The following is a 24,340-nucleotide window of genomic DNA, read 5'->3' as shown; positions in this document are numbered from 1 at the left end:
AATCTTTTATGAGGACTTCCTTTGAAAAAGAATGTCGGAAGGCTATTAGTTTTCTACAGCATTAGTGAAAAAATGAAAATTTTTGGCGGAATGGCAAGGAATAACTAAAATAATGTCTGAAAACATATACAGGAGAAGTTTGTTATAATAACGGAGGAAAAGAAACTGGTAGAAACATGGAGGTATACATGAAGCAATTAAAAGGTATTATCATTTCAATTATCGCAATTCTGTCTATTTTAGTAGCAGTTTATGAAGTACTTGTGCCAGAGGAAACAAGTGTAAAGAAAACGAATACGTATGATCAAGTGTTAGAATTTCCGAAAGAACGTTATCCAGAGACAGGAAAACATATTACGGATGCTATAAAAGAAGGGCATTCAGAAGTTTGTACAATCGATCGTGGTGGTGCTGCAGATAGAAGGAAATTGTCGTTAGCACCATATCCATCAAAAAAAGGGTATGATCGTGATGAATGGCCAATGGCGATGTGCAAGGAAGGCGGAAAAGGAGCACATATTGAATATATAAGTCCGGCGGATAACCGTGGAGCAGGCTCTTGGGTAGGGAATAAGTTAGATAAATACCCAGATGGTACGCGAGTAAAATTTGAAGTGAAGTAGTAGTTGTATATTTCATAATGAAGGAGAAGGGGAACTATGGAGTTAACGATTTCTTATTCGCAATTAATGTTGATGAACTATGACGGTGAGCAGCCTTATGTAGATTGGACTGATGAAGATTTTGAAAGAGGTTATGCTAAGGCAGATGGAACTGTTATTTTTGAAGCACTTTCTGATTATACTTGTGAAGTGAAAGTGACCCCAGGGAAACATATTGAAAAAGAAGAAGTAGTTAGAACGATTACGGTTCCTTTTACAGTTGAAAATGAAAGTATCGTTATAACGAGTATTCTTTCTAATAAATTTCAAATACCTATTCCAAATGGTGAGTATACAGTTGTATTACAAGCAATTCCTCTTGAAGAGCCAACGGATGATGAATTATATAAAATACAATATGAATTCTTTTTTGAAAGTAAAGAATAAAAAATGGGTTATCCTGAGAAAAGGATAACCCATTTTTGTTATGCGTTTGTTTTTAAAAGGGAACGAGCATCTTTCGCTGCTTGCACCATATGTTCTAAAGCTGGAATAACTTCTTCTGTTCTTCTCGTTTTTAAACCACAATCGGGATTAATCCAGAAATATTTAGGATCACATACTTCTAAAGATTGTTCTACGATTTTATACATTTCATCTTTACTCGGTACACGTGGGCTATGAATATCATATACACCTAGGCCAATGCCTTTTTCATATGTTGTATGTTTTAATGTATCAATAAATTCTCCGTGACTTCTTGATGTTTCGATAGAAATTACATCTGCATCTAATGCGCGAATCGCGTCAACAATATCTTCGAAGTTACTGTAACACATATGAGTATGAATTTGTGTTTCATTTGCTACAGAAGAAGTTGCTAAAAGGAAGGATTGTACTGCCCATGTAATATAAGCATCCCAATCTTTTTCTTTTAGTGGCATTCCTTCACGAAGTGCGGGCTCATCGACTTGGATTACTCTAATTCCAGAAGATTCAAGTAGTTCAATTTCGTGACGAAGAGCTAGTGCAATTTGATACGAAACTTCTTTTCTTGGAATATCATTTCGAACGAAGGACCAATTTAAAATTGTAACAGGTCCGGTTAACATTCCTTTTACAACTTTCTCTGTTAAGCTTTGTGCATAAACTGTTTCCTTAATAGTCATGCCGTTAATAAAGGCTACATCACCATAAATAACAGGTGGTTTTACGCAGCGGGAACCGTATGATTGTACCCAACCGTTTTTAGTGAATGAGAAACCAGCAAGGCGCTCACCAAAATATTCGACCATGTCAGTTCTTTCAAATTCACCATGTACAAGTACATCAAGCCCAATTTCTTCTTGGTAACGAATCCATTTTTCTGTCTCTTTTTCAATAAATTGTTCATATTGGTCATTTGAAATAACACCGTTACGCCATTCTTTTCGCGTTTGACGAACTTCAGTTGTTTGCGGGAAGCTACCAATAGTCGTTGTTGGTAATAGCGGTAACTCTAGAGCAACTTGTTGTAATTCGTATCGTTTTTCAAATGGAAGAGGACGTGAAAAATCTTCTTCTTTTAGTGCTGTTCGTGCTGCTTTGACATCTTCTCGGTTACGTGCAGCAGATGAACGAATTGTATGATGTACGTTTCGATATGTTTCCAGCTCATTACTAATGCTTTCTGTACCTTGAGTGAGAGCGGAATGAATAAGAACTAACTCTTCTAATTTTTGATTTGCAAATGCTAACGCATCAAACAGCTCAGTCGATAAGTGAGTTTCTTCTGTTTTATCGATTGGTGTATGTAATAAGCTACAAGAAGGCTGAACGATGATATCTTTCGTTTGGACTTGTTTTTGTAACGTTGTAAATAACTCAAGAACTTCATCAAGGTCAGCTCTCCAAATGTTACGGCCATCTATACAACCGACAGCTAAAGTTTTATCAGCTGGGAATCCATATTTTGAAATAGCATTTAGATTACCTTCTTTACCATGAATGAAATCTAATCCAATACCGGATACCGGGAATGTAATAATTTCTTCATAGTTTTCTTCTACGCTATCAAAATATGTTTGTAAAAGAAGAGTCGCATTTGGAACTTCTTTACGAATAGCTTCATAAATTTCTTTTGCTTGTTGAACTTCTTTTTTAGTTAAAGAAGCGAAAATCGGTTCATCAACTTGAATGGCTTGTGCCCCAGCTGCATGTAGTTCTGAAAGCAGTTGTACGTAAGGTGCAACTAACTGTTTTAAAATGTTAGGAAATTGTTCTTGTGTATAGCCTTTAGCTAATTTTAAGAAAGTATATGGTCCTAAAATAACAGGCTTTCCATCTACTCCTAATTCTTGTTTTGCCTCTTCGTATAAGCGAAGTGGGCGATTATCTTTTAAAGAGATTTGTAATCCCTCTTCATATTCAGGAACGATATAGTGATAGTTTGTGTTAAACCATTTTGTCATTTCGGAAGCTACGTGATCTTTAGAGCCACGCGCCATTGCGAAATATACATCAAGGTAAGATGTAAACTCAGAAAAACGTGATGGAATAAATCCTAGCATATAGGCAGTATCCAAAACGTGATCATAATATGTAAAGTCGCCAATTGGAATGAGTTCAATCCCTTTTTCTTGCTGTACTTTTACGTGTTGAAGGCGAATTTCTTTCATTGTTGTTAAAAATTGTTCTTCATCGATTTTATTGGACCAAAAAGCTTCCAATGTTTTTTTCCACTCTCGTTGTAGTCCGATACGTGGATAACCTAAGTTACTTGTTTGAATTGCCATTTTAAATTCCTCCCTAATTGAAAGTAAGCATTTCCGTTTACTAGGAAATACCTATAACAAAAAGTACAAAGACATAGAAAATAAGCCTTCCTTTTTGTTTTAACACCTCATCATCATCCGTGAATCTATCAGTGTTGTTAAAACAGGCAGGTCTCCTGACTTATGCTTCATATAATTTCTTTCACCTTCCCGTTTTCACAGTGGCACCAAAAAGAAATCTCAGCATTTACAGTGGCGGGACCGTGTTGGAGTTTCACCAAGCTTCCCTTTTAAACACGAAACGAAACTTTCGTGTACCTATTTTCCTTTTGAAAGGAATTTAACAAGCGATATGATATTGAAACAAATTCTAACACAATTTTTGGAATTTTGTCTACTGTTTTGAAATAAGAAAATTCAAAAGTTTTTATTTCTTATTATTATGACTTTTCATCCTGGATTAACTAATAATATTACAGTATAAAAAGAGAAATTGAGCTATGAAAGAAGTAGGGATGCCTTCTTTCATAGCTCAATTTTCATCTATAGCAACTTCTGAAAGTCGGCCTGCTATAGCATCTTTAAGGAGGGTGTTTAGCCATTGTAATTCAACTGTAATATGCTCAATTACACTTTGCAAAATATATAGTTGTGCACGTGGAACCTTTCCTTTATTACAATCATATATCGTTTGCATAGTATGTAAATATTGAAGAGTATCGTTTTTCTTTTTTTCTAAAATAGGAACTAATTCGTGATCATTGCTAAAGTGAGCGAAAGATAAGGCCGAATAAATAGGTTTATATATTTGGTTTTTGGCTTCGAATTGTTTTAATAGTAAAGTGTGGAATAGTTTTTTGCCTTCTTCTGTTATATGAAAAATCGTTTTGTCAGGTCGATTTGTGTCTCTAATTACATTTGTAATATGAATTGCGCCTTGCTTTTCTAATTGCTCGAAGGCGTAATAAAGTGATCCTTTAGCATATTTAATGTAACAATCCATTTGTCGTTCTTTCATAATATGCTGCACTTCATATGGATGTTTATCTCCTTCGAGTAGCAAGCCGAGAATGACTAATTTCATGCTCATGCTGTCTCAACTCCTGTATATAAAAACTTTATCTAGTAAGATCCCCACCCAAAAATTCAGCGGAAGCAAAGAAGTTAGGTGGGGATTAACTGCCCGTAAAAGCCCGATTGGTGAGGGCTAATAATCAGTGGGGGATGAACACCCCCCCACTGATTAAAGTTTCACTTTATACATATTATAAACGGCATATCCTTTTTCATAAAGGAATATGCCGCTTCTTTTTTATATTAACTAACTTGCTTTTGTTTTTCTTTCTTTTTAGGGCCTGTAAAGAGGCGTTCATTTCCCATAAGTAAAATACAAATAATACTTAGTACAGCCGGGATGAGTGCCCAGAAGAATGTATTCGCAATAGATGTAGCGAGAGCTTCTTTAATACCCGCTAATATTTCAGCAGGAATTTTTGCGGTAGCGCCTGGTGATAATAAGAAACTTGTGTCTCCGCCTTTTGGAGCTAATTTTGCTAGTTCAGGGGGAAATACAGAGTTTAGTTTATCTGTAAAAATATGATTTTGAATTGTACCGAAAATCGTTACACCAAGAGTCATACCGAGTGATCGGAAGAATGAGTTTGTTGATGTCGCCGAACCACGGTCCCGCATTTCCAACTTGTGAATAGAAGACATACTTAATACTGAGAATGAGAAACCAACACCAAGCCCAGCGAGAATCATAAATAGTGTTACGAGTAAACGAGGTGTGTCCATTGTTAAAGTACTTAATAAATAAATACCAAGAACGAAGAAGACACCAGATACCATCATAATGTTACGATAGCTTGTTCGAGAAGCTAATTGTCCTCCTGTTTGACTTCCAATTACAGAACCAACCATCATTGGTGTTAAAATTAATCCAGCATTAGAGGCGGAACCTCCAAGAACGCCTTGAATGAAGATTGGAATATAAACTGTACAGATAATAAAAGCGGCACCATAGAAAAAGGCAACTCCTTGGCTAGCTGCGAATAAAGGTTTTTTAAATAGATGGAACGAAATAATAGGCTCGGTTGCTTTTCGTTCTACAAAGAAGAAAATAATAAGCGTAATAAATACTGTTGTAAATAAGCCAATAATTACAGTGGAATTCCAGGCATATTCCTTACCACCAAGTTCTAATGCGAACATTAAGCAAACGATACTTATGACAAGTGTAATAGCACCAGCCCAATCAATTTTTTGTTTTCTAAATTCTAGAGACTCACTGTAGTATTTAGTAATGAAGAAAAAGGAGATAAGTCCTAATGGAATATTAATATAGAAGACCCAATGCCAACTTATATAGTCAGTAATATAAGCACCTAATAAAGGACCGAATACACTAGATGTCCCAAAAACAGCACCGAATAGTCCTGTCATCTTCCCGCGTTTTTCTGGTGGGAAGATATCATACATAATTGTGAAGGCGATAGGCATAAGGGCACCACCACCGATACCTTGAATAGCTCTATAAATACTTAATTGCTCAATACTTGAAGCTGTTCCGCAAAGAGCAGAACCGAATAAGAAAAGAATGAGGCCGCCAATATAAAAACGTTTCCGCCCGTACATATCAGAAAGTTTCCCGAAGATAGGCATCCCTGCCATTGTTGCTACCATATAAGCTGATGTGACCCAAACAAACTTATCAAATCCTCCTAGGTCTCCAACGATTGTTGCCATTGCGGTTGCAACGATTGTATTATCCATTGCGGCCATTAATATACCAAGCAGTAAACCAGCAACAACAAATTTTGTCTTGTTGGCGTCTTTTTTTAATGGTTGAGTTTCCAAATATAACCCTCCTTTAGAAATAAGTAAACTATATTAAGTTTTGAGTGCAGTGGATAAAAAATTTTAAATGTATAGTTGATTTTAATTCCTTTTCCATAAGTGCACTGATATGCCATAAAGAATATTATAGTCAAATTTGACTATAAGGCAAACTTTTTCTTCCGTCAAAATATTCTTTCGTATGAGTAGAGAACGAGTGAGCCATACTGAATATTGCTATAAAGGAAATGAAGTAAATTGTAAAAAAATTTCATAAAGAACACCTTCTGTTAATAGATGAAAAATGGTTTTTTCTTCATATTGTCGAATAGGATAAAAGGAAGAGAAATATTAAACATTGCTTGTAGCAAGCTTTAGTGATTTGGGGAATTCATTGTGTGTATGTTACATCTGAAATGAGGTGAATATATATTATGAAAATATGGGGACGAATTTCGGATACAGGAAAGTATTCAATACCGCTACAACCAGTATTGTGGATTGACGGATCGAAAAAGGAAAACGAATTTCCTCAAGTAGCCGTTACATTACAAATTGGTAGTATGTATACAGAACAGTTTTCGTATGAATTGACCTACGATGTAAACGACATACTTATTATGCGAATTGAAGTGGAAAATAAAGGGGTAGAAATGATTTCGAGAGTTGTTGTAAGTCATATGATTCGAGATTACTTTGCTTATATTCCTAATTCTTTAAAAGTTGATAAGGGGATAAGTGAGTTTTTATTCCAGCTTGTTAGATGGCGAATTGATGATTTGTTACCGAATGAGAAGGTGGAACTACGTTGTAAAATAAAAGCTAATAAAGATAAAGCTCTTAAACAAACATTCTTTCAGGCTACATATACATTTCAAGATAAAGAGATATCATATGGCCCACTGCAAACAAATGAAGTTGTTGTGCGTCAATGATAAAAAGGAACCTGTACAAAAGGTTCCTTTTTTAGTGAAGGTTGTGTTTTTTGAGTATTTTCTTTTGCTCTATTCCTTTTTTTCCTACATAGTTATTTTTGTAGCCAAAGTATAGAATAAATAAAAATGAAACAACATTAACAATAGCGTCGATTTGATCGTTTGTAATAAAGTGTATGCCGAAAGAGGTAAATAATAATTTTAATGATAATAGAAAACCAGCTAGTAAACGCATAGCATCTGATAGATTCTCTTTTTGTAGCATATAGATTACTCCTTTCTATAAAAGTTATATTATATATATATGAAATAGAGTAGAAAAGGTATACAAGCTTAAGCAGAAATGTACATTGCATATGTACATTTTTTATTTTGTAGAAAAACATTATTGATATAGAAACATATATTGGTATAAAAGGGGGAAAAGTATGAAACATAAAGGGAAAATTAGTGGATTATTGCTTGGCAATACTGTGGCAGTTACAGAATGGATTGCACTTCAGGATGTAATTGCAAAACTGGATTCACGATCATTTTATACCGTCTTTATTATTTATATATTGCAAATGATACTAAGTTATTATTTTGGACATTGGTACGATAAAAGAGCGAACGAGCGTATGGGTATGGAAGTAGGAGGAATGGCAAGCAATGATTTTGTTGTTGATTTTTTTGGGAAAGTAGCTGCTTTATCTGAAAGAGATTCTCGTAATATTACAGTGTACATTCTTTCTGTAAAAGAATGGGAAGGATTAAAAGACACGTTGCAAGAAAAAAAGTTGGGAGTATTAGTACAAAAATTAGAGAGTACCATTGTAAAGACAATTCGGAAGGGCGATGTTGTTACAAAGTGGGATGAAAATAAGTACGTTATTGTAGCAATTGATAATGGTCATGAAACATCAACAATAACAAAACGATTAATGAAAAATATTGAAAGTGAAATAGAAGGTGATTTACTCAGTGTCACTCTTTTATTTGGAGCAGCTAGCTATCCAGTAGAAGGAAAAACGTTTGAAGAACTGTTGAGAAAGTCGCAAAATCAATTGTACCAGTATAGAAATTTGCAAGAAAATGAGTGAAGCTTTGATTTGAAGATATATGATAGGAAGATGTTTTATTTGTAACATTTTTTTGACTTTTATTACAAAAAAACGCCATGTTTGTAATAAAAGTCTTTAAAAATATATGAAATAAGCATATAATTATGATGGTAGTGTCAATGCAATTTGCACAGTGTGTTTTATTTTAAAAGTGTAGAGGAAAGCAAGCTCTACACTTTTCCTTTTTAGGAAATGAAAAGAATATTTGTAAGTTGTTGCGAGATATCGATTGTACTGTGTAAAATGAACAAAGAGATTAATTGATAGAAAGCTGGAAAGGGAATGATAGACGTGAGAGCGGAGCGATCACCTTTTATCAGGTGAACTATTATAGTCTTATTAAGACTGAGGTGAAATTCCGTGGACATTAAAGTAATACATAGTGTGAACAGGCCTTAAAAAACACGAAGTAGTATACTTAAAGATGGATATGGAATTGCTAAATAATTCAAAAAGAATAATGTAATATCAAGTAATAATTTGTACAAACAATATTAATGATCTTCGTAAAAAAGATGCGAGTGTATAGAACAATTACATATTTTATAACTTTTTTATATTACACGATGGTCATTTATAAGTAGGAGGAAGAGATGTTGAAATATAGTAAATTAGCAATTGTAACTGCATTATCAATGATTTTATTAGCCGGTTGTTTCGGTCCGAAACCAGAAGAAGAATTATATGTAGCGTTTGAAAACGCTGCTAAACAAGAAAAAACAATGTTTGAAGATGCAAAAAAACTTGAGACTTTAGAGAAAGAAGGACAAGAATTATATAACCAGATTGTTCAAGAAGGAAAAGATAATAATCAAACTGTTAAAGAAAAACTGAATCAAGCAGTGAAAAATACAACTGAACGAGAAAAAGTGCTTGCAAAAGAAAAAGAAGTTTTAAATAAAGCGCAAGAAGAAGTGAAGTCAGCTGATAAGTATGTGAAGAAAATTGAAGAGAAGAAATTGAAAGATCAAGCTGATAAAGTGAAAAGCACGTATGAGAAACGACACGATTCATTTAATAAAATGTATGACAGCTATGACAAATCTTTAAAACAAGAAAAAGAGTTATATACAATGTTACAAGATAAAGGTACTAAATTAAAAGATATTAGTGAAAAAGTAAAAGTAGTAAATCAATCTTATAAGGATATTGAGTCAGAAAAAGATAAATTTAATGAATTCACAAAGTCTTATAATACAGAAAAAGTAGCTTTTTATAAACAAGCAAATATTAAAATTAAAGAAGAGAAAAAATAAAACAGTTTGGCCTACACTTGGCCAAACTGTTTTATTTTTTTGTATAAGTACGACTATACCATGGAACAGGTTCACTTAATTTTTTTTCTTGTTTTAATGCTTCAGGACCAATATAATCTTGAATTGTTTTTTTTGCCACTGTTAAAGATAAGGTTGTTTTCGGATTTCGATAGGAGGATTCAAGATGACCAAGATGCGGTAGAATTCGAAAATCTTCTTTCGTAGGAGGGATGTGGAAAAAATAATCGCCTAAACGTATAAGGACATCAGATTGTTGTTGGCTAAAACGTGGGTTTCTAGAAAAATGTAATCCTTCTTTAATTGCTTTTTTTTCAGCAATCAAACGTTCTAAAGCTGTCTTTTTTAACCAGTATAAATATTTAGGATTAGTAGCTGCTTTAGCATGACGATTCACAACGAAAATAGATTGAGCTAGTCGATTAATAGAATGTTGGTTTTGTAATTGAGATTGTGGTTGTGAAGGTTTCATATTGAATCTCCTTTCAATTTTTCATTATTATACCATAAATAAAATAGGTATTTATTATACGCAAAAAGTGATTGTATATATTTTCAATATTAAAGCAATATTGTTACAAAAAACAACTATTTTGTATAATAGTAATAGAATATGTTTTTGAAATTTGATAATGAAAGAGTGAGAAGTTTGAAAGAAATATTAAAACAACAGTATGCCATTATAGATATTGGATCTAATACAATGCGTTTAGTTATTTATGAAAAGCAAAATGGAGGTTTTTATAAAGAGATTGAAAATACGAAAGTTGTTGCTAGGTTAAGGAATTACTTAATTGATGGTGTGTTGAATGAAGAGGGAATAGAAGTATTATTACAGACATTATTTCAATTTCAAGAAAGTACAAGATTCCATCAGTTGCATCATGTACTTTGTGTTGCAACAGCAACAATTAGACAGTCGGAGAATCAAGAGGAAATTAAAAAGCTTGTTGAAGGACAAACGGACTTTACTCTTAGAGTATTATCAGAGTATGAGGAAGCGCGTTACGGATACTTGGCGGTTATGAATTCTACATCGTTTTCAGAAGGAATAACGGTAGATATCGGCGGGGGAAGTACAGAAGTTACATACTTTAGAAATAGAGAGATTTTAGAGTACCATAGTTTTCCATTTGGGGCACTTTCTTTAAAGCAACAATTTATTAAAGGGGATATTCCTACTAAAGATGAGTTAGAGGGAATGCAACAGTATTTAGAGTTTCAATTTCGAACGTTACCATGGTTAATCAATAAGAAATTGCCTCTTATTGCAATTGGTGGTAGTGCTAGGAACTTAGTGAAAATCCATCAAAATTTAATATGCTATCCTATAGCAGGATTACATTTATACAAGATGAAAGAAGAAGATATTGAAAGTGTAAAAGATGAATTGGAAAAATTGTCGTACATAGAACTTCAGAAATTGGAAGGATTGGCAAAAGATCGAGCAGATACGATTATTCCAGCGGTTGAAGTATTTCATACACTTGTTAATGTTATAGAGGCACCGGCATTTGTATTAAGTAGAAAAGGGTTAAGAGAAGGTGTTTTCTATGAAGAGTTGACAAAAGATTTGGGGATTTCATATTATCCGAACGTAGTTGAAGAAAGTCTGCATTTACTATCACATGAATACGAAATGGACATGGAATTTGTTATTCAGCTTATTAAACATGGAAGACTAATTTGCAAACAACTTGAGGAAATAGGGCTTATTTCTATGTCAGTAAAAGACTGGGAAGTGTTCCATCAAGCAGCGAAAGTATTTAATATAGGCAAATATATAGACGAAGAAGCAAGTCGTTTACATACGTTTTATTTATTAGCGAATAAGACAATTGATGGCATGATGCATAAAGATCGAGTAAGGCTAGCGCTTATTGCATCGTATAAATCAAAAATGTTATTTAAACAACATTTATCTCCATTTGAAGGTTGGTTTGATAAAAGCGAACAAAAAAAAATCCGCCTGTTAGGAGCTGTTTTACAATTTTCAGCTACTTTAAATGTAAGGCAACGATCGCTTATTGATACCATATCTATAACAGAAAACGAAGAAGGATTAACATTTAAAGCTTTATGTGAACAATCGGCATTAGCGGAAAAAGTGCAGGCTGAAAAACAAAAAAAACAGTTAGAAAGAGTGTTAAAAACGAATATTAACTTGTTATTCGAACTAAAACATTAGGTTGTACGGATGTCTTTACAAAAAATTTACACTTTATAATATTGTAATTTGCTAAAATAAAAGTAACTAAATTATAGTGAAAAAGTTTCAAGGGGAAGTGTGAAGAGAATGGAATTATTGAAGGGGAATGCAGTAAATTTAAATGATACAGCTTATTACAATAATCGAGAGTTAAGTTGGTTAGCATTTAATGAACGTGTCTTACAAGAAGCGCAAGATGCAAATAATCCACTTTTGGAAAGATTGAAATTTATTAGTATTTTTAGTTCGAATTTAGATGAATTTTTTATGGTACGTGTAGCGGGATTAAAGGATCAAGTGAGTGCTGGATTTAATCAGCCAGAAAATAAAGCTGGCTTAACACCAAAAAAGCAATTAAATAAAATTGCGATAAAAGCCCATGCACTAATGACAGTACAATATGATACATTTAAAAATTATGTATTACCAGCGCTTGAGTTAGAGGGAATTGAACGTTTAACATTCAATGATTTGACGAAAGAGCAGCGAGAATTTATAGAAGAGTATTTTGATGAGCAAATTTTTCCGGTGTTAACTCCTGTAGCTATTGATGCATATCGCCCATTTCCAATGTTATTAAACAAAAGTTTGAATTTGGCTACTCTTTTATATGATGAGAAGCAAGCGGAAGAGGAAAACAGGACGAAGTTAGGAATTGTGCAAGTTCCTTCATTACTTGAGCGCTTCATAATTTTACCGAGCGAAGGGCAAAAGCATAAATTTATTTTATTAGAAGACGTAATTAGTAGCTTTACTCATAAATTATTTACGGGATATACAGTATCATCTGTTACTCGTTTCCGTATTACACGCAATGCAGATTTAACGATTCATGAAGAAGGTGCGAGAGATTTATTAAAGGTAATTGAAAAAGAATTAAAAAAGCGTAAGTGGGGGGCTGCTGTTCGTTTAGAAGTTGGGAAAGAACACATTGATGAAAGAGTACTAGCGTTATTATATGAGGTTCTGGAAGTAAAAGATGAAGATGTATATATAATGGATGGTCCATTAGATTTAACATGTTTGTTTTCTTTATATAAAAAACTAGCTCCTTTATATGAACATCTTGTATATCCGGCTCTTATTCCGCAACCACCTCAAGATTTAGGTGATGAAGAAGATGTATTTGAAAAAGCAATTGAGCATGATATTTTATTACATCATCCTTTTGAATCATTTCAGCCGGTAGTTGATTTTGTCCGTGATGCGGCGGACGATCCGAATGTACTTGCGATTAAACAAACGTTATATCGTGTAAGTGGTGATTCACCGATTATTCAGGCGTTAAAGATAGCGGCTGAAAAGGGAAAACAAGTGACAGTATTAGTTGAATTAAAGGCAAGATTTGATGAAGAAAACAATGTTCATTGGGCTAAAGAATTGGAACAGGCAGGCTGTCATGTTATTTACGGTGTAAGTCACTTGAAAACACATAGTAAAATTACATTAGTTGTAAGAAGAAAAAACGGAAAAATCGAAAGGTTCGTACATCTCGGAACTGGAAACTATAATGATGCAACAGCGAAGTTATATACTGATTTTGGATATATTACATCAAGAAAAGACTTTGGGGTTGATGCAACCAATTTCTTTAATTATTTAAGTGGTTATACAACAAAGCCACATTTTCATCATTTATCGGTTGCTCCATTTGATATAAGAGAGCAATTTATAGATTTAATAGATGAAGAAATCCGTTATCATAGGCAATATGGAAATGGATATATTATCGCTAAGATGAATTCATTAACAGATAAACCATTAATTAAAAAAATGTACGAAGCATCACAAGCTGGAGTAAAGGTAGAGCTCATTGTTCGAGGGACATGTTGTTTAAGACCTGGCATTCCAAATGTAAGTGAAAATATTCGTGTAGTTAGTGTTGTTGGAAGATACTTAGAGCATAGCCGTATTTATTATTTCCATCATAATGGGGAGGAGAAAATATATTTATCTTCAGCTGATTTGATGACGCGAAATATGGAGAAGCGAGTGGAAATATCTTTCCCGATATTAGATATTGAAATGAAGGCACGAATTAAGGCGATTTTACAGCTTACATTAGCTGATAATGTGAAAACACGTGAACAAAATAAAGATGGTGATTACTATTATGTTATTAATAGTAGTACAGAAGAAATTGATAGCCAAGTGAAGTTGTTTAAGATGGCATATCAAAATACAGACGCTGAATAATGAAAAAAGTAAAAACCTCTTATGTCAATAAGAGGTTTTTACTTTTTTCTACTCATATGCTCCAAAAATGGAAGGATGAGTAGAAACAATAGTTTTATTATAAGCGTGTAATGAGATGGCTCGTTGAGAGAATAATATTTGAAAGAATCGTTATTTTAACTTAGTAATAGTATGGTTGCTGACATGGTCCACCGTAACAAGGATAAGGTGCTGGCGGCGGGAAAGGTGGTGGATAAGGTGGATAAAATGGTCGAGGGCCGAAAGCTAATGCTCCGCCGAGCAATCCACCAGCAATTCCAGCTAGAAAGGGAACGCCAAAAAACGGGAAGAAGCGTGAGTCGCCTACTGGACCAATAGGTGCTGAACGGACTGGAATTGGTTGATAATATGGATACATGAACATACCTCCTTTATTGGACTCACTTTTATCATATGGTAAACAAAACGTGGATGAGCGCGTACAAGAAAGGATATGTAAGAAAATAGGCGAATTATTACGAATGTTGGAGTGTGAAAATTGTGATTTCAGGTTTTGACATAAAGCGAAATGGGACACGTGTTCTTCCCAGGCCTCGATTGACATAGAGAGTTAAATCCTGAATTGTATAGAAGCCTTCAATATAGTCTTTGGCGAGTGAAGGTGTAATAATAGCTCCTAAAAAAGGAATTTGTACTTGTCCGCCGTGACTATGACCAGAAAGTTGCAAGTTGATTGGATATTTAGAAACTTTGGGCGCGATATCTGGTTCGTGAACAAGAACAATGTTATAAGTACTTTGCCGTGCATGCTCTAATGTTTTCTCTATTTTTGGTTTGCCTAATAGTATATCATCGAGACCGAAAATAGAAATTTCACTATTATCCATTAGATGAATTCTTTTTTCACTATTGAGCAATAGCTCAAATCCTGATTCACGCATGATGTGCTCATAGTATTCAGTTCCATATCCACCGTGATCATGGTTACCATAAATAGCGAATTTACCAAAGGGGGCTTGTATATTTTTTAAAATGGATGCAACGAAAGGAGTGTCAGTATACGTTTGATAATTATCAATGAGATCTCCGGTAAAAAGGACAATATCTGGATTTACAGCATTAATTTTAGAAACAACTTTAGATAAATGTTGAAGCGAGAAATAGTATCCGAGATGTAAATCGCTGAATTGAAGAATTTTCATACCATGAAAACTTTTTGGGATGAGTTGTGATTTTAATGTGTGCTGTGTAAAAGAAATGAAATGGGGCTCTATATATTTAGCATAGTAGTATCCGATGCTACTGGTTATAAATGAATAGAGACAAGTACGCATACCAATTTTTAAAAAATTTCTTCTTGTAATGTGCTTCATAAAAATATGAGTATACCTCAATGTTTTCATTCCATTTATAGGCTACTCAAATCTCCTTTCAGTTTATTTAAAATATACTTTACATAATAAAAAGTAGTATAGATTACGAAAAAAAATGAATAAAAAGAAAGTTCTTTACGCTAAAATATCAGAAAAGTTTAAAAATATAAAGATTTCTATTAAATAAAGTGATAAAATGAATGTGTATTCATTTTTTGGAGGGGATGTATGTGAAAGAAAAGGTAGTTATTATAACAGGTGGATCGAGTGGAATGGGAAAAGGAATGGCGACTCGTTTTGCAAAAGAAGGGGCACGAGTTGTTATTACAGGACGTACAAAGGAAAAACTAGAGGAAACAAAGTTGGAAATTGAACAATTTCCAGGGCAAGTATTACCTGTACAAATGGATGTAAGAAATACGGATGACATTCAGAAAATGATTGAACAGATTGATGAGAAGTTTGGTAGAATTGATGTTTTAATAAATAATGCAGCTGGAAACTTTATTTGTCCAGCAGAAGATTTATCTGTGAATGGCTGGAATTCAGTCATTAATATTGTATTAAACGGTACGTTTTACTGTAGTCATGCTGTCGGAAAATATTGGATTGAAAAAGGTATAAAAGGGAATATCATTAACATGGTAGCAACATATGCATGGGATGCTGGTCCAGGAGTTATTCATTCGGCTGCAGCGAAGGCAGGAGTATTAGCGATGACGAAGACGCTCGCTGTTGAGTGGGGACGTAAATATGGAATACGAGTTAACGCTATCGCGCCAGGACCAATTGAACGTACGGGCGGTGCTGATAAATTATGGATTTCAGAAGAAATGGCTAAACGTACGATACAAAGTGTTCCGCTTGGAAGGCTGGGTACGCCAGAAGAAATCGCTGGTCTAGCTTATTATTTATGTTCAGATGAAGCTGCGTACATAAATGGAACTTGCATGACAATGGATGGAGGACAACATTTACATCAATATCCATTTTAAAAGGGATAAAAAAATGAATATTTGATTCATTTTTTTATGGCTAAATGTGACGGAATTGTGACATATGAAAGAAAAGTGTTTACAAGAGGTCATATATACGTTATATTTAAGACCTCTTTTTTCTTCATAGTAGAATTGCTAATTCCCCTTAGCATTTTACCCCTCTAATCCCTTCAGGAAAACTGAAGGGATTTTTTATTATTTTTCCGTAAATATCATGTTATAATTTTTGAAAAGTAAAGGGAGGGAAGCACGTTGATAGATGCATTAGATGTAATGAGTAACTTGGATAAAGTCCTTCCTTATTATCAAGCTATTTTTAGTGCTGATGAGCATACTGTAATTGGATACGAAGTAGTAGGACGTATTCAAACAGAAGAGGGCATACAAAGTTTAGCTTCTTTCTTTCACGATGATTCGATTCCAAGTGAATTTCAACTGGAAGCGGATAATATTATAGTAGAAAAAGCTTTAAATCGTTATTTAGAAAGCGATCAAAAATTATTATTATTTATACATCGGAATGCTAATGTATTAATGAATGATGATGATGAAAGCTTGCTTCAACTTTTATTGAGGTATGAAGAACAAGGTTTAAATTTAAAACAAATTGTTTTAGAGATTACAGAACATGAATGTAAAGAAGATATAGAGCAATTTAATCATTTGCTTATGTATTATCGTACATATGGTATTCAAATTTCGATTAATAAAGTCGGAACGGGCACAAGTAATTTAGAGCGTATTAGCGTGTTAGCACCTGATATTTTAAAAGTAGATTTAACGAACTTAAGGCAAACAGCACTTTTACAATCTTATCAAGATATTTTATATTCTTTATCATTACTTGCTAGAAGAATTGGTGCAACTTTGTTATATGAAGAAATAGATGCTTTTTATCAACTGCAATATGCTTGGAAGAACGGCGGAAGATATTATCAAGGTAATTATTTGAAAGAATGTTTACCTGATTTTATTGAAACGAATGTTTTGAAAGAGCGACTAGGTAATGAATGTCATCAGTTTATTCAGCATGAAAAGAAGAAGTTACAAAAAATTTATAATTTAACAGAGATGTTACGCGATCGCATTGGCGATGTTTTATCAAAACAAAAAAAGAATGAAGATATAAATGATTGGTTATTACAATTTAGTCAAAGTGTATCACAGTGTAGTTTTCGTATATTTATTTGTAATGAAGATGGTTTCCAACAATCAGGAAATGTTATGAAAAAAGATGGAGAATGGATTGTGATGCCGGATTATTATATGAAGAACTGGAGTTGGCGCCCGTATTTTCTCGAGAATATCATGAAAATGCGTTTTGAGAATAAGGCGAGGCTTTCAGATTTATATGCAGATATTGAAACGGGAGAAATGGTACGAACATTTTCTTTCCCGATTGATGATGACAACTTTTTATTTATAGATTTATCTTATGAATATTTATATGAAGAAGATGTTTTATTTTAATGCACGAAGAGATTCGTGCATTTTTTGTTTGTTTTTATCATAAATTGGTAATAGTGAAAATGGTGATGAAAATGCTGTCTATCGTTGTAAAGATTTTACGAACGAAATCTGTCCTGTCTTTGCATAATCATTGTTACAATGAATACTACAAAGACAAGTTCTTTTAAAAGGAAGGTGAAAAAATGAGGAAATATGGAATATGGCTTGTTCTATTTGTATGTGTTGCCTTTCTAGTTGGTTATAGTGTTACGACTGTTTTAGGAAAAGAGGAAGTGGAAGTCGATCGGAAAGAAGTATTTACAACGATACAAAAAGGCTATGAAACCCAGTTTTCAATTCGTGGGAAGCATTTGCCGATGAATAAGATGATAGAGACGTTATCACCGTATTTTACAGATAATTTCCTTCAAGTATTTACAGATGAAAATAGCAGAAGTGATAAACAAAGTGGTGAATATTTACTTCCGGCAAAAGAAGCACCGTTTTCTTTTAATTCAGAAACGAAAATGTCGTATGATGAAGAACATAAAAATTTATATGTATATGAGCGGACAAAAAGTGGACAGTATCAAATTGTAACATTGAAAAGGGATCAAGATAAATGGAAGCTAGCAGGATATCATGAAAGTCAGGAACTTTTAACTGAAATAAAAAGGTTGCAACAATTATAAAGTGAAACTTTTAATCAGTGGGAGGGATTACTCTTCCATCTAACTTCTTTGCTGTAGCTAAATTTGGGGTAGGAGTTTTACTACCCACAAATAGCGGGATAAGAATAGGAATAGGTATTTACCTATTCCTATTCTATATTGAGTAGTTGTTGTAACTTTTCAATTTGAAACCCTGCAACTACTTCGCCATCAATTACGACTGTTGGAGTTGAATAAGAATCATAGTCGTATAAAAGACGATTGCGAGCAGCAGCGTCTTTTTTTACGTCAAATTCTTCATATGCAACGTTATTATGCTTCAAAAATTCTTTCACAATAACACAGGGTGGACAATCGGGTTGTGTATAAACCTCAATTTTTTTCATTGTTATTCCTCCTTTTTTCTGTTTTTTATTATATTCTTCCAGTATAAAAACCGCAATAAAGAAGGGGAAATATGTTCTTTCTGTTTTTTCCTTCGCATTTCGACAAATTTTTAGTTGAGTTTCTGGCCAATAACCTTTATCCTAGAGTGTGGAACATTTTTTCTGTTATGACGGATAGAATGAGTATAGCTGTAAAACCTATTGGTAGGAAGATCAGAGAAAGGAGAGATTTCATGTCTCTACTCCAAGGAATTTTAACTCGACTTGTTAGTCTACAAGAACAAGCTGAAAGCGGTGAAGTAGCACAACGCTATTTTGAAGTGAACGGTGAGCGCAAATGTAGCGTGAAATTTTTCGATAAAAGTGAAATGTATGAGTTAGAAGTGTATCAACAAGGTGAAAAACCTCAAGTGTATCAATTCGATAATATCGACATGGTTGCAATTGAGATTTACGATATCATTTCTTGATACATATAAAAAAGGTACTGCCATGTGGCAGTACCTTTTTTAGTTCTATTACTTTCTAGTGGAATGTATAGAAGTTTTTTATTTTTCCTACAATGGTATTAAAATGAAATTTTAATCCGTGCAAGTTTGCTTATCCATGTGGAAAATGAGTCCCGTCAACCGGGTGAATATGTGAAGCTAAACTTCTCACAATCGCTGGGTTCTGCAAATAGCGGGAGAAATATAACTAGGAGGTTATCGTATGGAACGTTTACCAGTTGTGATTTGTCCTAATTGTCAAAGTTCTGCTGAGATTATTCATGTATTAACGGCTCAATCTAATCAAAATGTAATTTATACGTGCCAAGTTTGTCACTTTGTAATTCGAAATATTGAAACGAATAAAGGATAGGAAGTTATAATTTTAGTTTTTGTCCCATACAATGAGAATACGAAAAGTCTGTCTAATTGAAAGGACGTGACTCTGTGGACGGTGCACATAAATTTTACAATGTTTCAGAGAGACATTTAAATTTTGATATGGTCTTTAACCGTATTTGTAGTTTCATTGAAAAGGATCCGCGAAATTTATATCGATTATCCATTGGGACAGACTCACAAGCGCATCAAAAGGATACGAGGTTTATTACAGCAATCCATATTCATCGTGTTGGAAAAGGTGCCTGGGGCTGTTTACACCATAGATCAGTAAAAGATAAGCCGGCAACCTTACGTGAGAAAATATATTTAGAAACGCAGTTTAGTCAAGAAATAGCATGTCTATTTACGCCTACTCATATACAAACAATATGGGAGTTATTGCATCCTTATGCTCAAGATGGGGCTGGATTCATAATGGAAATTCATTTAGACATTGGGAATGATGGTTTAACAAAAGAATTTATTTTAGATATGACAGAAAAAATTCGAGCGATGGGATTAACTGCAAAAATTAAGCCAGATGCTTATGCGGCGTTTAGCTATGCAAATCGATATACGAAATGATTTTTTTTGTATGTATACGATTGCTACATATCTTTTAATAAAAACTGAATATTACATCTATTAAATAGGTTGAATTTTTTATATAATAAGAGTAACGATGCGAGTGTAAGGAGAGGGGTATATGCAAAGGGAAGTTGTTTTAACGAAGGAAGAAGAAAGTTTACTACTAGATATTTTATTTCAGCAAAATTACGCAAGTGAAATTTTAGCTGTGGAACTTACAGATATTGAGAATGGTTTGAAACAGACAGATGTGATGCAATATAAAAAAATCACAAGGTTATTTTACAGATTAAAAAATAAAGGGTATTAAGCGCTACCGGAATGGTAGTCTTTTTTTTGTGCTGTATGCTAAAATAGCTGTGTGATTGTATTTTTATTGAAATAAATTTAGGACAAAATAATAATATGAAAACGCTGTCATAAAATGTGAATAGAGTTGTGAACATAAGCAGGAAAAAGGGAAAATGGGGGATGTAATATGATTAGTATTCCGAAAGACGAATTTCAACAAATTCTTGTGAAGGATTTAATGATTTCATCGGAAAAAGTAGCTCATGTCCAAATTGGAAATAGTTTAGAACATGCTTTACTCGTTCTTGTGAAATCTGGATATTCGGCGATACCTGTCTTAGATCCAATGTATAAACTACATGGTTTGATTAGTACTGCCATGATATTAGATGGTATGTTAGGATTAGAACGTATTGAGTTTGAAAGACTCGATGATATGAAAGTAGAGCAGGTGATGAAAGAAGATATACCTGTTCTTAAATTAGACGATTCATTTGCAAAAGCTTTAGAAATGACAATTGATCATCCTTTTATTTGCGCTGTTAATGAAGAAGGCTATTTTGAGGGGATTTTAACACGTCGGGCTATTTTAAAATTGTTGAATAAGAAAGTAAGGCAACATAATCGATAACGTAAGAAAAGTGACTTCATAGAAACGAAGAAGTCACTTTTTTTTCGTGCATATCACTTGTGTATGTATTATATTTAAAAAGACATAAAACATAAGGAAAGTTTGCGCTGGACAATTGTATTTTCTGAATGAAAGCATTCGGGTAAATTAAGGATGAAAAGCTTATTGAAATAAGGTGTATGGAAGCTAAGGAAAGAGGGAGAAAGTTGCAAATTGATGATTTTCAAATGATGGTTGTGTTAGCTCAGGAATCAAATATGAGAAAAGCGGCGGAACGTTTATTTGTTTCCCAACCTGCGCTGAGTCAACGATTACAATCTATGGAGAAACAATGGGGAATGAAGTTTTTTATTCGCTCACAAAAAGGATTGACAATTACACCTGAAGGGGAAAAAATTGCAAATTATGCTAAAGAAATGTTGCAAAGGGAAGAAGATATAAAAAGTGAGCTAGCTGTTTTCAGAACGGAAACTCATGGAACGTTAAAAATAGCTGTTGCATCAGTTATTGGTCAATATTGGCTCCCTCCTGTTTTGAAAAAGTTTGTGCATAAATATCCTTCTGTCAAGATATCGCTGTTTACTGGATGGAGTAGTGAAGTGCAAAAGCAGTTTTATGAAGGAGACGTTCATGTTGCTATACTGAGGGGAACACAAGAATATAAAGGTCAGAAGCAACAATTATTTGAAGATGAACTGTATTTAGTTGATAAAGAAATAAAAGATATTTCGATGTTAAAAGAAACAAATAGGCCGTTCATTCAATTTAAAAGTGATTCGACTTATTATGGACAAATACAAAATTGGTGGTATGGTTTATTTTCTAATCCGCCTAAGCGAACGATTGTAGTTGACCAAATTGAAACATGTAAACAACTTGTTTTAAATGGTATAGGTTATGCCCTTTTACCTTCTACTGTTTTAAAGGAAGTACAGGAAAATATGTATAAAACACCTGTTCAACTGACGAGAGAAACATGGTTGTTAACAAGTGACTCGGCAAGGCAGTTGAAGCAAGTACAAGCATTTTTAGAAATTATAGAAGAAATTCAAAGGGAAAAATAAGATTATTATCTTGCTACTCGCTCTTTCGTTTGGTAGAGTAACATTATAAATGGATTTAGGAGGCAACAAGAATGAAAATGATGGACGCTAACGAAATTATTTCGTTTATTCAAAAAAGTGAAAAGAAAACTCCTGTAAAGGTATACATAAAAGGGGATTTAAAAGAAGTAACATTCCCTGAAACAGTACAAGCATTTGTGAATAAAAAGTCAGGTGTATTATTCGGAGAATGGTCTGAAATTAAGACAATTCTTGATGAGAATAATAAGCACATCGTTGACTACGTTGTAGAAAACGATCGTCGTAATTCTGCAATCCCGATGCTTGATTTAAAAGGTATTAAAGCTCGCATCGAGCCAGGTGCTATTATTCGTGACCATGTTGAAATTGGTGACAACGCTGTAATTATGATGAATGCAACAATTAACATTGGTGCTGTAATTGGTGAAGGTTCTATGATCGACATGAACGCAGTACTTGGTGGACGTGCAACAGTCGGTAAAAACTGTCACGTAGGTGCAGGTGCTGTACTTGCAGGTGTTATTGAGCCACCTTCTGCAAAACCAGTTATCGTTGAAGATGATGTAGTAATCGGTGCAAACGTGGTTGTTTTAGAGGGTGTTACAGTAGGGAAAGGTGCAGTCGTAGCAGCAGGAGCTGTTGTAACAGAAGATGTGCCTCCATACACAGTTGTTGCAGGTACTCCAGCACGCGTAATTAAAGAAATTGATGAGAAGACAAAAGCAAAAACAGAAATTAAACAAGAGCTTCGTCAATTAAACCCAGAGAAATAAAAAGTAAAAAAAGCGTAAGAGCGTAAATGGGCTCTTACGCTTTTTATAGATAGAGGTGCAAAAATGACAGTAAGCAAATTTATCCAAATTCGTAGAGATTTACATAGAATTCCAGAAATCGGATTTAAGGAATGGAAAACACAACAGTATATTTTAGATTATATAGGAACACTTTCTCATGAATTTGTGGAAGTGAAGACATGGAAAACGGGTGTAATCGTTAAAGTAAATGGAAAAAATCCCGAAAAAATAATAGGTTATCGTGCAGATATAGACGGTTTACCAATTACAGAGGAAACTGGATACGAGTTTGCTTCTATTCATGAAGGAATGATGCATGCATGTGGCCATGATGTACATACAACAATCGGTTTAGGCCTTCTAACGAAAGCTGTGAGCGAAAGAATAGATGATGACCTTGTATTTCTATTCCAGCCAGCAGAAGAAGGACCAGGCGGTGCTCTTCCTATGTTAGAAAGTGAAGAGTTAAAAGAATGGAAACCAAATATAATTCTTGGTCTTCATATTGCACCAGAATACGCTGTGGGGACAATTGCAACGAAAGAAGGACTGTTATTTGCCAATACTTCAGAATTATATATTGATTTAAAAGGGAAAGGTGGCCATGCTGCCTATCCGCATACTGCAAATGACATGATTGTTGCAGCGAGTCACCTTGTTACACAGCTTCAATCCGTTATTAGTCGCAATGTAAATCCTCTTGATAGTGCAGTAATTACAATCGGGAAAATTACAGGTGGTACGGTTCAAAATATTATTGCAGAAAAATCTCGTTTAGAAGGAACGATTCGAACATTATCAGTGGAATCAATGAAGCGTGTGAAAAGCAGAATTGAGTCAATTGTTGCAGGTATCGAAGCTTCTTTCCAGTGTGAGGCGATTATAGATTACGGAGCAATGTATCATCAAGTATATAACCATGAAGAGTTAACGAGAGAGTTTATGGAATTTGTACATAAACAAACTGATATGAATGTTATTACATGTACTGAGGCAATGACGGGTGAAGATTTTGGTTATATGCTTCGAGAAATCCCTGGATTTATGTTTTGGCTTGGAGTAAATTCAGAATATGGTTTACATCATGCAAAATTAAAACCAGACGAAGAAGTGATTGAAAAGGCAATCACATTTTTAAGCCAATATGTAAAGTGGAAAGGGAATAGAAAATAAAACTTCCGCTCTCTTGAAGGTTCCAAAAAACTTTTTGTTCTGAGGTGTAAGTAACGCTCGTATAGATTGATTTTAGACATTTACATACAAATGGAAGAATTAAAGTTAATTGTACTGTTTTAATAATGAGCAGGGGGTTTAGC

General features: G+C 33.9%; 26 protein-coding genes and 1 riboswitch. Of the genes, 18 read left to right on the top strand and 8 right to left on the bottom strand.

Going from position 1 to position 24,340, the window contains the following annotated elements; translation table 11 throughout:
• Positions 1-188 precede the first annotated feature (188 nt).
• Complete coding sequence (gene nucA, locus DN407_RS19785; RefSeq protein WP_000811494.1) at positions 189-623, top strand: DNA-entry nuclease; 435 nt, start codon at positions 189-191, stop codon at positions 621-623.
• A 36-nt stretch (positions 624-659) separates the two neighbouring features.
• Complete coding sequence (comJ, locus tag DN407_RS19780; RefSeq protein WP_000424030.1) at positions 660-1,049, top strand: competence protein ComJ; 390 nt, start codon at positions 660-662, stop codon at positions 1,047-1,049.
• Positions 1,050-1,087: 38 nt separating this feature from the next.
• On the opposite strand, the gene metE is transcribed toward comJ, so the two are convergent.
• The 3 genes from metE to DN407_RS19765 form a co-directional block, all read right to left on the bottom strand.
• Positions 1,088-3,376, bottom strand: a complete 2,289-nt coding sequence (gene metE, locus DN407_RS19775) for a 5-methyltetrahydropteroyltriglutamate--homocysteine S-methyltransferase (protein ID WP_001007604.1) — start codon at positions 3,374-3,376, stop codon at positions 1,088-1,090.
• Positions 3,377-3,504: 128 nt separating this feature from the next.
• A riboswitch (cobalamin riboswitch) is annotated at positions 3,505-3,692 on the bottom strand.
• A 195-nt stretch (positions 3,693-3,887) separates the two neighbouring features.
• On the bottom strand, positions 3,888-4,445 hold the full coding sequence (locus tag DN407_RS19770; protein ID WP_000062063.1) for a PadR family transcriptional regulator: 558 nt from the start codon (positions 4,443-4,445) through the stop codon (positions 3,888-3,890).
• 227 nt (positions 4,446-4,672) lie between these two features.
• Positions 4,673-6,214 (bottom strand): MDR family MFS transporter, encoded by a 1,542-nt coding sequence (locus tag DN407_RS19765; protein WP_000449898.1) that lies wholly within the window; start codon positions 6,212-6,214, stop codon positions 4,673-4,675.
• A gap of 413 nt (positions 6,215-6,627) precedes the next feature.
• Here DN407_RS19765 and DN407_RS19760 point away from each other — a divergent pair, with 413 nt between their 5' ends.
• A complete protein-coding gene (locus DN407_RS19760) occupies positions 6,628-7,128 on the top strand; it encodes a hypothetical protein (RefSeq protein WP_000708120.1) in 501 nt (166 codons plus the stop codon).
• 31 nt (positions 7,129-7,159) lie between these two features.
• On the opposite strand, the gene DN407_RS19755 is transcribed toward DN407_RS19760, so the two are convergent.
• Positions 7,160-7,393: an SPP1 phage holin family protein gene (locus DN407_RS19755; protein ID WP_000939446.1), complete on the bottom strand. Its 234-nt coding sequence runs from the start codon at positions 7,391-7,393 to the stop codon at positions 7,160-7,162.
• 163 nt (positions 7,394-7,556) lie between these two features.
• On the opposite strand from DN407_RS19755, the gene DN407_RS19750 reads away from it, so the two are divergent.
• Both DN407_RS19750 and DN407_RS19745 read left to right on the top strand, forming a co-directional pair.
• Complete coding sequence (locus DN407_RS19750) at positions 7,557-8,210, top strand: diguanylate cyclase domain-containing protein (RefSeq protein ID WP_000680811.1); 654 nt, start codon at positions 7,557-7,559, stop codon at positions 8,208-8,210.
• A 614-nt stretch (positions 8,211-8,824) separates the two neighbouring features.
• Positions 8,825-9,487: a YkyA family protein gene (locus DN407_RS19745; protein ID WP_149216604.1), complete on the top strand. Its 663-nt coding sequence runs from the start codon at positions 8,825-8,827 to the stop codon at positions 9,485-9,487.
• Positions 9,488-9,518: 31 nt separating this feature from the next.
• Here the strand turns inward: DN407_RS19745 and DN407_RS19740 are convergent, their stop codons facing one another.
• On the bottom strand, positions 9,519-9,977 hold the full coding sequence (locus tag DN407_RS19740; RefSeq protein WP_000804862.1) for a YkyB family protein: 459 nt from the start codon (positions 9,975-9,977) through the stop codon (positions 9,519-9,521).
• A 141-nt stretch (positions 9,978-10,118) separates the two neighbouring features.
• Here DN407_RS19740 and DN407_RS19735 point away from each other — a divergent pair, with 141 nt between their 5' ends.
• Both DN407_RS19735 and DN407_RS19730 read left to right on the top strand, forming a co-directional pair.
• On the top strand, positions 10,119-11,693 hold the full coding sequence (locus DN407_RS19735) for a Ppx/GppA family phosphatase (protein ID WP_050552234.1): 1,575 nt from the start codon (positions 10,119-10,121) through the stop codon (positions 11,691-11,693).
• A 108-nt stretch (positions 11,694-11,801) separates the two neighbouring features.
• Positions 11,802-13,910: a polyphosphate kinase gene (locus DN407_RS19730; RefSeq protein WP_000421677.1), complete on the top strand. Its 2,109-nt coding sequence runs from the start codon at positions 11,802-11,804 to the stop codon at positions 13,908-13,910.
• A gap of 160 nt (positions 13,911-14,070) precedes the next feature.
• Here the strand turns inward: DN407_RS19730 and DN407_RS19725 are convergent, their stop codons facing one another.
• Both DN407_RS19725 and DN407_RS19720 read right to left on the bottom strand, forming a co-directional pair.
• A complete protein-coding gene (locus tag DN407_RS19725; RefSeq protein ID WP_000283738.1) occupies positions 14,071-14,307 on the bottom strand; it encodes a hypothetical protein in 237 nt (78 codons plus the stop codon).
• A gap of 97 nt (positions 14,308-14,404) precedes the next feature.
• Positions 14,405-15,262, bottom strand: coding sequence for a metallophosphoesterase (locus DN407_RS19720; protein ID WP_033667426.1), 858 nt, complete (start codon positions 15,260-15,262; stop codon positions 14,405-14,407).
• A gap of 230 nt (positions 15,263-15,492) precedes the next feature.
• Here DN407_RS19720 and fadH point away from each other — a divergent pair, with 230 nt between their 5' ends.
• From fadH to DN407_RS19705, 3 genes are all read left to right on the top strand, one after another.
• Positions 15,493-16,257 (top strand): 2,4-dienoyl-CoA reductase, encoded by a 765-nt coding sequence (fadH, locus tag DN407_RS19715; RefSeq protein ID WP_000660913.1) that lies wholly within the window; start codon positions 15,493-15,495, stop codon positions 16,255-16,257.
• Positions 16,258-16,512: 255 nt separating this feature from the next.
• Positions 16,513-17,730: an EAL domain-containing protein gene (locus tag DN407_RS19710; RefSeq protein ID WP_000564306.1), complete on the top strand. Its 1,218-nt coding sequence runs from the start codon at positions 16,513-16,515 to the stop codon at positions 17,728-17,730.
• A gap of 182 nt (positions 17,731-17,912) precedes the next feature.
• Positions 17,913-18,401 carry a DUF3993 domain-containing protein gene (locus DN407_RS19705; RefSeq protein WP_001233804.1) on the top strand — a complete coding sequence of 163 codons (489 nt, stop codon included), beginning with the start codon at positions 17,913-17,915 and terminating at the stop codon, positions 18,399-18,401.
• Between the two features lie 128 nt (positions 18,402-18,529).
• Here DN407_RS19705 and DN407_RS19700 read toward each other — a convergent pair whose 3' ends face one another.
• Entirely contained in the window at positions 18,530-18,766 is a 237-nt protein-coding gene (locus DN407_RS19700) for a glutaredoxin family protein (protein ID WP_000717875.1), read from the bottom strand.
• 233 nt (positions 18,767-18,999) lie between these two features.
• On the opposite strand from DN407_RS19700, the gene DN407_RS19695 reads away from it, so the two are divergent.
• From DN407_RS19695 to DN407_RS19665, 8 genes are all read left to right on the top strand, one after another.
• Entirely contained in the window at positions 19,000-19,236 is a 237-nt protein-coding gene (locus tag DN407_RS19695) for a YkuJ family protein (protein WP_000055151.1), read from the top strand.
• Positions 19,237-19,477: 241 nt separating this feature from the next.
• Positions 19,478-19,627: a hypothetical protein gene (locus tag DN407_RS31690; protein ID WP_000440540.1), complete on the top strand. Its 150-nt coding sequence runs from the start codon at positions 19,478-19,480 to the stop codon at positions 19,625-19,627.
• A gap of 74 nt (positions 19,628-19,701) precedes the next feature.
• The gene (locus tag DN407_RS19690) at positions 19,702-20,220 is read left to right on the top strand and encodes a ribonuclease H-like YkuK family protein (protein WP_000348489.1); all 519 of its coding nucleotides are present in this window, start codon (positions 19,702-19,704) and stop codon (positions 20,218-20,220) included.
• 121 nt (positions 20,221-20,341) lie between these two features.
• On the top strand, positions 20,342-20,533 hold the full coding sequence (abbA, locus tag DN407_RS19685) for an antirepressor AbbA (protein WP_001188692.1): 192 nt from the start codon (positions 20,342-20,344) through the stop codon (positions 20,531-20,533).
• A 168-nt stretch (positions 20,534-20,701) separates the two neighbouring features.
• Positions 20,702-21,145 (top strand): cyclic-di-AMP-binding protein CbpB, encoded by a 444-nt coding sequence (gene cbpB / locus DN407_RS19680; RefSeq protein ID WP_000623579.1) that lies wholly within the window; start codon positions 20,702-20,704, stop codon positions 21,143-21,145.
• A gap of 179 nt (positions 21,146-21,324) precedes the next feature.
• The gene (locus DN407_RS19675) at positions 21,325-22,209 is read left to right on the top strand and encodes a transcriptional regulator CcpC (protein WP_149216603.1); all 885 of its coding nucleotides are present in this window, start codon (positions 21,325-21,327) and stop codon (positions 22,207-22,209) included.
• A 71-nt stretch (positions 22,210-22,280) separates the two neighbouring features.
• Positions 22,281-23,003 carry a 2,3,4,5-tetrahydropyridine-2,6-dicarboxylate N-acetyltransferase gene (gene dapD, locus DN407_RS19670; protein ID WP_000783241.1) on the top strand — a complete coding sequence of 241 codons (723 nt, stop codon included), beginning with the start codon at positions 22,281-22,283 and terminating at the stop codon, positions 23,001-23,003.
• A 63-nt stretch (positions 23,004-23,066) separates the two neighbouring features.
• Positions 23,067-24,197, top strand: a complete 1,131-nt coding sequence (locus DN407_RS19665; protein ID WP_000218663.1) for an N-acetyldiaminopimelate deacetylase — start codon at positions 23,067-23,069, stop codon at positions 24,195-24,197.
• Positions 24,198-24,340 lie beyond the last annotated feature (143 nt).

Source organism: Bacillus sp. JAS24-2 (assembly GCF_008274905.1).
Taxonomy (GTDB): Bacteria; Bacillota; Bacilli; order Bacillales; family Bacillaceae_G; genus Bacillus_A; species Bacillus_A cereus.
The sequence above is the reverse complement of the archived record's forward strand: the minus strand, read 5'-3'. Positions and strand labels throughout refer to the sequence as shown.